At 60.9% G+C, this 12338-nt stretch carries 11 protein-coding genes and 1 pseudogene; 4 read left to right on the forward strand and 8 right to left on the reverse strand.

The features are described 5' to 3' along the window. Positions 1 to 44 precede the first annotated feature (44 nt). From F8N21_RS03005 to F8N21_RS30725, 6 genes and pseudogenes are all read right to left on the reverse strand, one after another. Positions 45 to 1283 (reverse strand): heme biosynthesis protein HemY, encoded by a 1239-nt coding sequence (locus tag F8N21_RS03005; RefSeq protein WP_150640706.1) that lies wholly within the window; start codon positions 1281 to 1283, stop codon positions 45 to 47. Continuing rightward, positions 1280 to 2419 (reverse strand): uroporphyrinogen-III C-methyltransferase, encoded by a 1140-nt coding sequence (locus F8N21_RS03010; RefSeq protein ID WP_150640707.1) that lies wholly within the window; start codon positions 2417 to 2419, stop codon positions 1280 to 1282. The genes F8N21_RS03005 and F8N21_RS03010 overlap by 4 nt, the downstream gene beginning before the upstream one ends. A gap of 16 nt (positions 2420 to 2435) precedes the next feature. Then, on the reverse strand, positions 2436 to 3203 hold the full coding sequence (locus tag F8N21_RS03015; RefSeq protein ID WP_150640708.1) for a uroporphyrinogen-III synthase: 768 nt from the start codon (positions 3201 to 3203) through the stop codon (positions 2436 to 2438). Further along, entirely contained in the window at positions 3200 to 4141 is a 942-nt protein-coding gene (hemC, locus tag F8N21_RS03020; protein ID WP_150640709.1) for a hydroxymethylbilane synthase, read from the reverse strand. Before hemC ends, F8N21_RS03015 begins: the two co-directional genes overlap by 4 nt. A gap of 138 nt (positions 4142 to 4279) precedes the next feature. Next, entirely contained in the window at positions 4280 to 5026 is a 747-nt protein-coding gene (locus F8N21_RS03025; RefSeq protein WP_150640710.1) for a LytR/AlgR family response regulator transcription factor, read from the reverse strand. After that, positions 5023 to 5422 (reverse strand): annotated as a pseudogene (locus F8N21_RS30725) (sensor histidine kinase); the annotation flags it as partial. The gene F8N21_RS03025 and the pseudogene F8N21_RS30725, both read right to left, overlap by 4 nt. A 234-nt stretch (positions 5423 to 5656) precedes the next feature. On the opposite strand from F8N21_RS30725, the gene argH reads away from it, so the two are divergent. Continuing rightward, on the forward strand, positions 5657 to 7051 hold the full coding sequence (gene argH / locus F8N21_RS03035; RefSeq protein WP_150640711.1) for an argininosuccinate lyase: 1395 nt from the start codon (positions 5657 to 5659) through the stop codon (positions 7049 to 7051). Positions 7052 to 7152: 101 nt separating this feature from the next. Here argH and F8N21_RS03040 read toward each other — a convergent pair whose 3' ends face one another. Then, positions 7153 to 7812, reverse strand: coding sequence for a glutathione S-transferase family protein (locus F8N21_RS03040; RefSeq protein WP_150640712.1), 660 nt, complete (start codon positions 7810 to 7812; stop codon positions 7153 to 7155). A gap of 124 nt (positions 7813 to 7936) precedes the next feature. On the opposite strand from F8N21_RS03040, the gene F8N21_RS03045 reads away from it, so the two are divergent. From F8N21_RS03045 to F8N21_RS03055, 3 genes are all read left to right on the forward strand, one after another. Continuing rightward, on the forward strand, positions 7937 to 8236 hold the full coding sequence (locus F8N21_RS03045) for a hypothetical protein (protein ID WP_150640713.1): 300 nt from the start codon (positions 7937 to 7939) through the stop codon (positions 8234 to 8236). A gap of 389 nt (positions 8237 to 8625) precedes the next feature. Further along, positions 8626 to 8871: a TIGR02647 family protein gene (locus F8N21_RS03050; protein WP_150640714.1), complete on the forward strand. Its 246-nt coding sequence runs from the start codon at positions 8626 to 8628 to the stop codon at positions 8869 to 8871. Between the two features lie 182 nt (positions 8872 to 9053). Next, positions 9054 to 11903, forward strand: coding sequence for a class I adenylate cyclase (locus F8N21_RS03055; RefSeq protein WP_150640715.1), 2850 nt, complete (start codon positions 9054 to 9056; stop codon positions 11901 to 11903). Between the two features lie 6 nt (positions 11904 to 11909). Here the strand turns inward: F8N21_RS03055 and rnk are convergent, their stop codons facing one another. Next, entirely contained in the window at positions 11910 to 12323 is a 414-nt protein-coding gene (gene rnk, locus F8N21_RS03060) for a nucleoside diphosphate kinase regulator (protein WP_150640716.1), read from the reverse strand. Positions 12324 to 12338: the final 15 nt, after the last annotated feature.

Here is a 12338-nt window from a genome sequence, read left to right on the forward strand (position 1 = left end):
GGCCGGCCCACCCTGGCGGGAGAACCAGCCATCCACAGCGCGCCTTACACGCGCGCCGGTACGGGCAGAGGCGAGGCCAGCAAGCGCTCGTCCAACAGCCCCAGGCCTTCCTGAAACAGCTGATTGCTGCGCTCGGTATCGCCCAATTGCGCCAGCAGGCGCGCGAGCTCGGCGCAAGCTTCCGGATTACGCTGCAGCCGCAAGCTGCTCTCCAGATAATCCCGCGCCTTGCCCCACAGGCTGCTTTGCAGACACAGACGTCCCAGGGTCAGCAGCAGGCTGGGATCCGCCGGGTGATCTTTCAACCAGCCCTCGGCGATGTGCAATTGCCGCGCGGGATCACTGCCACGAAGCAGCCCGTAAAGCCGGACCAAATGACTGTCGTATTGGCGTTTGAGGGCACCGCGCAGGACCTCTTCGGCCTCGACTTCGGCCCCCAGTTGCCGCAGTTGTTCGGCATAGGCCAGCACCAATTGCGGTTCCTGGCGCTGAGCGGAACTGAGTTGCTGCCAGGCGCGATTGAGCGACTGCAAACCCGCCGTGTCGTCCTCCTCCCGTCGAGCCGCCAGTGTGAGGTTTTCACCCCAGGCTCTGCGCTCCAGCTCAATCAGCTCGGCGGGCGGCAGAACCTTGTCCTTGCGCAGTTCCGGCAGCAGACGGATCAGCGCCGACCAATCGCCCCGCTGCTGATGCAGACGCTGCAACTGACGCAGGACCTGAACACTATGCCGATGACGCTCATGCATGGTTTCCAGCGTAACGAGTGCGCCGTCGGTATCACCGCGGTCGATCTGCAACTGTGCGTGACTCAAGGCGATCGCCAACTCGGCCTGAGGCTGGCGCTCAAGGGCTCGCTCAAGCAGGTTGTCGCATTCTTCATACAGTCCCTGCTCGTTCGCCGCCCGCGCAGCGCCGAGGTAATACAGCAACGGTTGGCGCTCGGCTTCGGCAGCCCGGTGCAAATGCCGCTGAGCGCTGGCCCAGCGACCTTCGGCGAGGTCCATCTGGCCGTGCTCGATCGCCACTTGCACGCGGCGACTGCGGTTGCGTCGCGACCATGGATTGACCACGCCACCGGACGTCGTCAGCAACTCGCTCAGCAGCTTCACGCCCAGGACCACCAGCCAGATGAGCACCAGCAGCGCCAGGGTCGCCCACAGGCTCGACTCATAACGAAAGCTCTTGTAGGCGATCAGGACATAGCCCGCGTGCTCGGCGATGGCCAGCCCCAGCAAGGCTGCAGCAGCAATGACCACGAACAGGATCACATAGATGCGTTTCATGGGTTGGTCTCCTGCGCAGTGTTCGCGGCAGGTTTGGCGGAGGTATTCACCGACTCCTCGACACTCGGATTGCGACGTTCCAGATAAACCTGGACCGCGCTCAAGGTCGTCGCCAGGTCAGGAGTGATCACCGTAACCGGTTGCTTGCTCAGTTCGCCCACCCGCTCAAGCATCAATTTACTTTGCGGGTTGTCCTGATTGAAGTTGCTTTTGAGAACATCCCGAGCCTCGGCCAGGGCCTGGGTATAAACCGCCGCCTGACCATTGAGCGCAGCCCACTGCGCCTGTTCGAGCGCCAGGCTGAGCGCCAGCCGGACCTGGGTCAGGCTTTGCCCCGCCAGGAGCGGTCGGACATTTTTGTCGGCATTGAAGTCGATGCGGATATAGCGCGAGATTTCATCCCACCACTGCGCCCAGCGACTGGCGCCGTCGCCATCGGCCGTCAGGCCCAGCAGCGAATCGCCGCGGTCCTGATACTCAGGCGCCAGTGCGCTGAGTTCGACCACCTGATCGCGCAAGGCACCCAGTTGCAGGAACAGCCCGGTACGGTCCGGCTGCTCGGTACTGCGCAGCGCCGCCAGGCTTTTTGCCAACTGCTCGCGGGCGGCGAAGGATGCAGGGTCATTCTGTTCGCGGAGGATCTCATCGGCGCCTTGCACCAGGGCATGGGCGCTGCTGATGTCCTGCAGCGCCGATAAACGCAGACTGGCCAGACGCAGCAAGTGCTCGGCTTCGGCCAGGCGCCAGTCCTTGCGGCTGGCTCCCAGCACGGTTTCGAGTCGCTGGTTCAAGCGTTGCTGATCACCTTGCAACTGCGTCAGCAGTCGCCGCCGGTCTTCCAGCTCATCGGCGGCCGGCAATTGCTCCAGTCGCGCCGTCAGACGTTGCTCGTTGAGTTTGAGGGTCTGCGCCAGGTCGCCAAGCGCTTGTAACTGCCCCAGCTGTTGCTGGTTATTGGCTTGCAGGCTGCGAACCTGCCAAATCCCCCAACCGCCAGCAGCGACACCCGCCGCCCCCAGCAACAAGGCCAGAATCACCAACCCATTGCCCCGGCGTTGCGCGGTGGTGGTCGCAGGTTCAGCCGGCGCTTCGGACGCTGGCTGGAGTTCATCTTTAGGCAAGGTTGTTTCGCTCACGTATCCATCCTTTGCGTTAGAGAACGGGCACGGGTTGCTCCCGTAACGCCGTCAGCAAAGCCGCGGCACTGGCGCCACGACAATCCACAACTGTTTGGGCGCCGGCAGCACGCGCCATCTCGGCGACCCGAGGACTTGGAACAAATAACGGCAACCGCGCCAACTCGGGCCAGGCCGTGCCTGCCAATTGCTGCAGGTGCTCAAAGCCCTGCCCACTGCTGACCACCAGGCCGTTCAAGCGTTCCGTGGCAATCCGCGCAGGCAGCTGCGCCGACGCATACTGCGGCAGGTAGCGACGGTAGAGCTCCAGATAATCGACACTAGCACCTTGTTCGCGCAAACGCTCCGCCAGCAGCTCGCGCCCGCCTTCGCCGCGCATGATCAAAACCCGCGCGTCGGGCCGCGCGATAGCCTCGCGCAACTGCGGCAGCTCAAGCAAGGCCTCGCTGTCATCACCCACCAGGGGGTTGCTCACATCAAGACCGTAATCGTCGAGAATTTGTGCGGTGGCCGCGCCCACGCTGAACCAGCGCTGGATCGGTGGTTGCGGCCAGTACTGGTCGAGCAGATCCACACCCAGCCGGGCCGCAGGCTTGCTGACCACGATCACCGCGCAGTAGCGATCCAGCTCGAGCATCATCGCGCGCTGAGCTCCGCAAACCGGTAGCGCCTCGATTTCCAGCAACGGCAGACTGCTGCTGAAAATGCCGACCTCAGCCAGGACCGTGGCCAGCGCCGCCGACTCCTCCGTCGGCCGAGTCAGCAGCAGGCGCCAGCCTTTCACTCTTTGCCGGCCTCACCGTAGACCGCTTGCAGAATCGCATCGGCCCCTTGGGCCAGCAGGTCTTCAGCCACTTGCACACCCAGGGTCTCTGCCGCGCTTTGCGGGCCTCGGGCCTCGGCGCACAGCAACAGGCCACCGTTCGGATCCCCGACCAGGCCGCGCAACCAGATCTGCTCGCCTTCAAGCACGGCATAGCAGGCGATCGGCACTTGGCAGCCGCCATTCAGGTGTTTGTTCAGCGCACGTTCGGCAGTGACCCGAGTGGCGGTGTCCTGATGGTGCAGAGGTGCGAGCAAGGCATGAATCTCGGTATCGACGCTGCGGCATTCGATACCGACTGCGCCTTGGCCACCTGCCGGCAGGCTGTCGTCGACACTGATCGAAGAGCTGATGCGATCTTCGAAGCCCAGGCGAATCAAGCCGGCGGCCGCCAGAATGATTGCGTCGTACTCGCCGGCATCCAGCTTGGCCAGTCGGGTATTGACGTTGCCGCGCAGGAAGCGGATCTGCAGGTCCGGACGGCGGGTCAGCAATTGCGCCTGGCGACGCAGGCTGGAGGTGCCGACCACGCTGCCCTTGGGCAGGTCATCGAGACTGGCGTAAGTATTGGAGACGAATGCATCGCGCGGGTCTTCGCGCTCGCAGATGCAAAACAGACCAAGCCCGTCAGGGAAGTCCATCGGCACGTCTTTCATCGAGTGCACGGCAATATCGGCTTCATGTTCGAGCAGAGCGGTTTCCAGCTCTTTGACGAACAGGCCTTTGCCGCCGATCTTCGACAGCGGAGAGTCAAGCAGCTTATCGCCACGGCTGACCATGGGCACCAGCGTCACGACCAGGCCGGGATGAGCTTCTTCCAGGCGGGCTTTGACGAATTCGGCCTGCCACAAGGCCAGGGCACTTTTGCGGGTAGCGATGCGAATTTCGCGAGGGGACATGGATCAATCCGTACTGAATAGATACGGCAGATAATAACAGCTCAGGCAAATCAGCTTTGACTTGAATCAGAAAGTGCGCGGGCTCCCTGGCCTGGCCTATGTGGCAACCGGTCCTGAAATCCGCGCGCAGGCGCCGGACTAAAGCTGTTGCATCATCTTGCGCACGCCGGCTACATGGCGTCGGCTGACAATCAGCGCATCGCCGTTGAGGCCCTTTAGAAACAGCTGAAAATGCCCCAAGGGTGTACGCTGCAGGCGTTCGATTCGCTCGCGGGCCACCAGGGCGTTGCGATGGATCCGCACGAAACGGTCGCCGAATTCATCCTCGAGCGCCTTGAGCGGTTCGTCCAGCAGGACTTCGCCGCCTTCATGGCGCAAGGTCACGTATTTGTGATCGGCGATAAAATAGACCACCTGATCCAGGGGGATCAGTTCAATGCCTTTACGGGTTCTTGCGCTGATATGACTGCGTGGACCGTTGCCACTTTCGGCGGCCGGACGGGTCAGGGCTGCGAGTTGGACGCGGTTGGGTCGCTCGGCCTTTTTCAGCGCTTCAAGCAATTGCTCGGAGCGCACCGGCTTGACCAGGAAGCCTACCTCGCTGATCTGGAAAGCATCCAGGGCAAACTCATCATGGGCGGTGCAAAACACCACCGCTGGGGGCGCCTCGCGTTCGCACAGTCGAGCAGCAACCTGCAAACCGTCGAGGCCAGGCATGCGGATGTCGAGCAGCACGACATCCGGCTTGAGGCTGTCGATCAAGGCCAACGCCTCTTCGCCATTGGTGGCGCTCGGCTCCAGGACATTGTATCCCTCGAGGTCGCTGACCATACGGCTCAGTCTCTCGCGGGCCAGGGGTTCGTCATCAACGATCAGGACATTCATATTGCGCTGGATTCCTGCGTGAGTCTCGCACAAGGATAGCGTAGACAGGTGACGTGACATCCGTCACGACGATCCACGCTAAGAGTAGCGCGAGGGCCAAAAAGTGCCCCGAGTCGGGAACCTATATTTACCAGTGCCTGCCGATTACCGTTCCAAGCTCGTGCTGGCGCGGCATCTTCGTAGGGATTGCTGATACACAATACGCATACCCCCTCTTTATAGCTGGCTTCTACTCTGAGCACATCGCCGTCGATTCGCGGCGCGACTTCATGGATCAGAGCGTTTGTAACCACGGCTGCATGGTCAGTTGCCCGACGGGCAAATCGTCTGAATTCGCGTTGACCTCTAGTGCAACTGTAGACGCTCGCCAAGACGATATTGCTCAATCGAAAAATATCATTTCGCCTGCACCCGCTCATAACGCCTGCGCAGCGGCTTCGCAGCCCTGGTTCGGCGCCTCGAGCTTATAGGTCCCAGTCTCTGCGCGCAGGGGTTCAACGGCAAGGCGCCAGGCAACCCATGGAGAAAAAAACAACCTGCCGACCAGTGTCAACGCCAGCTACGGCAACCCTGTTATTATCCGCGACAACTTTTTACGCCATCTTCCTTCAGCAGATCACGAGCGAATTCATGAGCACTGACAAGACCAATCAGTCCTGGGGCGGCCGCTTCAGTGAACCCGTCGACGCCTTTGTCGCCCGCTTTACCGCCTCCGTCACTTTCGACCAGCGCCTGTATCGCCACGACATCATGGGCTCGATAGCTCACGCCACAATGCTGGCCAAGGTCGGCGTTCTGACCGATGCCGAGCGCGACAGCATCATCGATGGCCTGAACACCATCCAGAGCGAAATCGAAGCCGGCACGTTCGACTGGCGCATCGACCTGGAAGATGTGCACATGAACATCGAAGCCCGTCTCACGGACCGCATCGGTGTCACCGGCAAAAAGCTGCACACCGGCCGTAGCCGTAACGACCAGGTAGCGACCGATATCCGTCTGTGGCTGCGCGATGAGATCGACCTGATCCTGGCCGAAATCACTCGCCTGCAAAAAGGCCTGCTGGAGCAGGCCGAGCGCGAAGCCGGCAGCATCATGCCCGGCTTCACTCACCTGCAAACCGCCCAGCCAGTGACTTTCGGCCATCACTTGCTGGCCTGGTTCGAAATGCTCAGCCGCGATTACGAGCGCCTGATGGATTGCCGCAAGCGCACCAACCGCATGCCATTGGGCAGCGCCGCACTGGCCGGCACTACTTATCCCATCGATCGCGAACTGACTTGCAAGCTGCTGGGCTTCGACGCCGTTGGCGGCAACTCCCTGGACAGTGTTTCCGATCGCGACTTCGCCATCGAATTCTGCTCCGCGGCGAGCATCGCGATGATGCACCTGTCGCGCTTCTCCGAAGAGCTGGTGCTGTGGACCAGCGCGCAGTTCCAGTTCATCGATTTGCCTGATCGCTTCTGCACCGGCAGCTCGATCATGCCGCAAAAGAAAAACCCTGATGTGCCAGAACTGGTGCGCGGCAAGAGCGGCCGGGTGTTCGGCGCACTGATGGGCCTGCTGACCTTGATGAAAGGCCAACCTCTGGCTTACAACAAGGACAATCAGGAAGACAAGGAACCGCTGTTCGACGCCGCCGACACCCTGCGCGATTCGCTGCGGGCCTTTGCCGACATGATCCCGGCGATCAAACCCAAGCACGCCATCATGCGTGAAGCGGCGTTGCGCGGTTTCTCCACCGCCACCGACCTGGCCGACTACCTGGTGCGCCGGGGCCTGCCGTTCCGTGACTGCCACGAAATCGTCGGCCATGCCGTGAAATACGGCGTGGACAGCGGCAAGGACCTGGCGGAAATGAGCCTGGAGGAACTGCGCAAGTTCAGCGACCAGATCGAGCAGGACGTGTTTGCCGTGCTGACCCTGGAAGGCTCGGTGAATGCCCGTGACCACATCGGCGGCACGGCACCGACGCAGGTCAAGGCTGCAGTTTGTCGCGGCCAGGCGTTGTTGGCTAGTCGCTAGATCTTAGTGATCCCGAAAAGATCGCAGCCTCCGGCAGCTCCTACAACGGCGTACACCCTCGAAATTTGGGGGTGTACGCAAACCTCGCAGGCTACGATCTTTTACTTTTTGGCGCTGATCATCGCCAGGAATGCCGGCATCGCGGCGTCTTTGTCCGCGGCGATCCGTTGTGCATTTGGCATCTGCTCCAGACGCTCAAGCAGCGCTTTGGCGGCGGGCAACCCATCCAGAAAATCCACATCGAACAGCTTCTTGCCCACCGCACAGGCCAGCGGCACGCTGTACAGAAAATACAGATCCGCAATACTCAGCGTTTTGCCCGCTACGTAAGGGGCGAACTCGCCGTGCCTGCCCAGGGAGGCAAAACCTAGCAGCAACTCGGTCTTGGTCTTGTCCTTGATCGCGTCCGGCACCGTCATGCCGAAAAACGCCTCGGCGTAACAGGCGCGAGCCGGCAACTCGATGTACAACTCGATCTCCCTGGCCAATGCCAGCACCTGGCTGCGCTGGAACGGATCGCTCGGTAGCAGCGCCGGGCCTGGCCGGGCTTGCTCGAGGTACTCGAGGATCACACTGGTTTCATTGATGAACCCTTGCTCGACCCCCAGCACCGGGACTTTCCCCCGCGGGCTGATGGCAAGTGCTTGCGGGCTTTGACCGGCATAAAACGGTACTTCCTCAAAGGGCAGTCCCTTCTCCAGCAACGCCAGCTTGACCATGTTGTAGTAATTGCTGACGGAAAATCCATAAAGCTTGAGCATCACAAAGCCTCCAGGCCGTGTAGGGGTTGGCAGCGCAAGTTATAGAGCTTCAGATGAAGTCTGACCAGCAGCATCAAATCCCTGAATGCAGTTAAACTGGCCGCCTTTCCTTGAGGAGCCTGCCATGAGCGAGCCAACCCCCGGCACCAACAAAAACGACGACAACGACGAAGAAGATTTCACCGAAGCCACGCTGATCGAAGCGATCGAAAACCAGATCGAAAGCGACAACCCGCCAGCAGCCAAGGCGACCCTCAACAAACTGACCCTGGTCGGCTACGAGCGTGAAGAAATCCTGCAATTGATGGCTCACGTACTGGCCGTCGAAATCGATGCGATCCTTGAAGAAGATCGGGCGTTCAATACCGAGTGGTATGAGGCTGCCTTGCGGGCGCTGCCAGAGCTGCCGCCAGAGAAGAAATGACTCTCCCCTTTCTCGGACGGGCTTTTTGTGGCGAGGGGCTTGCCCCCGCTCGGCTGCGCAGCAGTCGTAAAACCTGAGAATGCGGTATGCCTGATACAACGGTGTTGCAGACTTTAGGGCCGCTGCGCGACCCAGCGGGGGCAAGCCCCCTCGCCACAGGTCGGCGCTGTATCAGATACACCGCGGCCCCCGCAGGGTCGTCAATCAACCCGGCATTTTTCCAGACTCTGACTACACTGGTAACACCCCGCAGCCACAAGAACCACGGGGTTACCACGACAGCCTGCCGCCCCAGGCAAAAAAAGCGCTCAGCGAACACTGGACAGCTTGCACAAGTGCGGTCACCTTAGGAGCGCTACCGTCTAATTCCTAGAAAGTCTGGAGTCCTTATGTCGCTTACCCCTGAGTTGGTTGCCGAACTGGAAATCCTCGCACTCTTCAACCTGGACAGTTCCCAGGAAGGCCTGAAAATTCATCAGACCGCTGCCCCGAAAGCCATCGCTGCCGCACAACGGCTGTTCGACAAAGAACTGATCACCCAGCACGATGGTGGTTATCTGACCAGCCTGGGTCGGGACGCCGCTCAGCAAGTGCAAACCTTGCTGACCATCCTGACCGTTCAAGAAACCGCATAAGCACCAGCGCATTGCCCACGGGATCCCCTTTGATGGATTCCGCGGGCACACTTCGCCCCATCGATAATAATTTGACGCCAAAAAACAAGATTCAGCTTAAAGGTCCAGACCTTGAGGCGGTAAACTGCTAACCGACCTGAGACCTCCCACGTTCGAGTTCCGCGAGCCGGCTTGAGTTTGCAATGACCCGCACCCATGAAATCCGCCCCGATCTGAACGAGGGAATCGATCGCAAGGTTCTTGTCCAGCTGCGTGCGCGGTTTCTGAAGCTCAACGAGGGCCGCATGGCCCGTGCCCTGGAAGGATTGTCGCCACGCCAGCAAGTGGTTTTGACCTTGCTGCCACTGTTCTTTCACGTCAACCATCCGCTGTTGCCGGGCTATGTTTCTGGCAGCACGCCGGCCGGGTTGTCGAATTTCGAGCCCGATGGTCAGGCCCTCGCCGAAGCCCAGCGCCTGACCCGCTCCTTTTCCTACAAAGCTCGCCACGGCCATGCGCCGCGGCCGATCCATGGGCTGTTTCTCATGGGCAGCCTGGGCACTCTGGCCCAGGCCGACCAAAGCGACATGGATGTGTGGGTCTGCCATGGGCCTGACCTGAGTGAGAGCGAACTCGCCGAACTGCGCAAGAAATGCCAGCTGCTGGAAGCCTGGGCCGCGGGCCAGGGCGCCGAGGCACACTTCTTTCTAATCGACCCGAGCCGCTTCGTGCGTGGCGAACGCGATACCCGGTTGAGCTCGGAGGACTGCGGCACGACCCAACACTACTTGCTCCTGGATGAGTTCTACCGCACCGCCATCTGGGTGGCCGGGCGCACCCCGCTGTGGTGGCTGGTGCCGGTGTACGAAGAGTCGCGCTACGACCAGTACACCCATACGTTATTGTCGAAACGTTTTATCCGCGCCGATGAAACCCTTGATCTTGGTCACCTGGCGCACATTCCGCCCGGTGAATTCATTGGTGCAGGGCTCTGGCAGCTGTACAAAGGCATCGAGTCGCCCTACAAGTCCGTGCTTAAACTGTTGCTGATCGAGGTCTACGCCAGCGAACACCCGCAGGTCCAATGCCTGAGCCTGCGCTTCAAGCAGGCCGTGTTCGCCAACCAGTTCGATCTGGATGAGCTGGACCCCTATATCGTGGTCTATCGGCGGATCGAGGAATACCTCAAGGCTCGCGACGAGCCGCAACGCCTGGAACTGGTACGCCGCAGCCTGTACCTGAAGGTCAACCGCAAACTCACCGCGCCCCCCGCCCAGCGCAATAGCAGCTGGCAGCGCCGATTGCTTGAACGCCTGGTCCACGAATGGGGCTGGGATCACCGCCAGCTGGCGATGCTCGACAGCCGCAGCCAATGGAAAGTCCGCCAAGTCAGCGCCGAGCGCCGCGCACTGGTCAACGAACTGAACTACAGCTATCGCTTCCTGACTCAGTTCGCCCGTACCGAGCAAACCGCCAGCCTGATCACCAAGCGCGATCTCAATGTGCTCGGCCGCCGCCTCTATGCGGCATTCGAGCGCAAGGCCGACAAGATCGAGTTCATCAATCCCGGTATCGCCCCCGATCTGGCGGAAGACACCCTGACGCTGGTGCAATCGCCCAATCGCAAGGAGCCAGGGCAAGTCCACTGGAGTCTGTACAACGGCAGCCTGAACGCTCTGGAGTGGGAGCATTTCGCGCCAATCAAGCGCAACCGTGGGTTGTTGGAATTATTGACCTGGTGCCATCGCAACGGCGTGATCGACAGCAGCACCCGCCTCGCTCTGCACCCCGGCAGCAGCGACTTGAGCGAGTTCGAGCTGTTCAACCTGCTGGGCAGCCTGCAACAGACCATTGCCTTGCCGCTGACCAGTGTCGGCGAAGTACAGTTGCTGCAGGCCAGCGCACCGAGCGAAGTGCTGATTCTGGTGAATGTCGGGATTGATCCGCTCAAACAGCATCGTGAGCTGAATATCCTGATGACCACCGAGCGCACGGACTCATTGAGCTACGCCGGGGTCCGGGAGAATCTGGTGCTGACCCTCGACCAGGTCACGCTCAACAGCTGGAACGAGGTGCTGGTCAGCCGCTACGACGGTGCACATGCGCTGCTCGACTGCCTGCGCGATTACCTCAACAACCTGCCAGGCGGAGCACAGCAGCCACGCTTGCGGGTTCGTTGCTTTAGCCATAATCGCGCCCGATTCATCGCCCGCAGAGTGGAGGAGATCTTCGAGACCGCGCAGGACCTGCTGCTCGGCAAGCTCAATCATCGCTACCTGATTCAGGTCCAACAGCACTATCACGTGCTGGAACTGGTCCCGGGCCAGGTCAATCATGTGGCCCTGGACAGTCTGCCAGCGCTGCTCGATTACCTCGGCGAAGAGCAGCCTTGCTACAGCCCGCTGCATCTCGATCCAATGGCTCTGGAGGAGCACGATCTGGCGCTGATCCTGCCCATGGGGCTGGCGCAGTGCATCCAGGTGTTCTTCCGGATCAACGAATCCCAGGCCGAGCTGTATGTGCTGGATGAGTGCAACGCTCTGTGGCAGCAACGCGTGCCCTATCACGATGAGCAAAGCCTGCTGGTGCCACTGCAGCGCTTCCTGCAATCGATTGTGTATCGTCGCGATGCGTTGTTGCCGCTGGATCCGGCCCGGCCCATGGCAACCCTCGAGACCCTGTATTACCAGCTGCAACCATCCGCCATCGGGCGCGCTCGACGGGCCGAACTACGGCCTGCGCCACAGACGCTGGCGAACAAGCCCTTTTATGACGTCCAGGCGATTATCGGCAAGGCCGCACCCGGACAGGTGCAGGTCACCTTGTATTGCGATCAGCGAGAGTTTTGCGAACTGGAGTACGGCGACCAGCTGTTTAGCGTGGTCGCCAGGGAAATCCTCGGGCAGCGCCGCGAGGCTGAACGCTACCGCTGCTACATCACCGATCTGGACCTGTCCGGCCTGCTCGGTGATGTGCAAAGCCCGAGTAATCTTTACCTGCGATACAAGGCGGATCTGGAACGTGCGCTCAACGAGGCGCTCGATCAGGTCTGAGGCGGATCAGAACGTGCAGGCACCGCCGTCCTTGGGCTGGAACTCGACCTCGATCAACTCCAGCTTCAGGGTTTTACCGCCTGGCGCCGGCCAGTCGATGTGTTGACCCGCCTGCAAGCCGAGCAGCGCACTACCGACCGGTGCGAGAATCGAGATCTTGCCCTCGTCGGCATTCGCGTCCTGTGGATAAACCAGGGTCAGGTGGTAGTCCTTGCCACTGCTTTCTTCACGGCAGTGCACACGGGAATTCATGGTGACGACATCCGCCGGGACTTCATCGTGACCCACCAGGGTTTCGGCGCGATCCAGCTCGGCTTGCAGCGCGATGACGCCCGGCAGCGAGTCATCCAGGCTGTCGATCAGGCGCTCGAGACGTTGAACGTCCAGGCGGGTAAGGGTGATGGAAGGTGCGGTGCTCATGATCCAGGCAGACTC

The sequence above is a fragment of the Pseudomonas fluorescens genome (assembly GCF_902497895.1).
Taxonomy (GTDB): domain Bacteria; phylum Pseudomonadota; class Gammaproteobacteria; order Pseudomonadales; family Pseudomonadaceae; genus Aquipseudomonas; species Aquipseudomonas fluorescens_BP.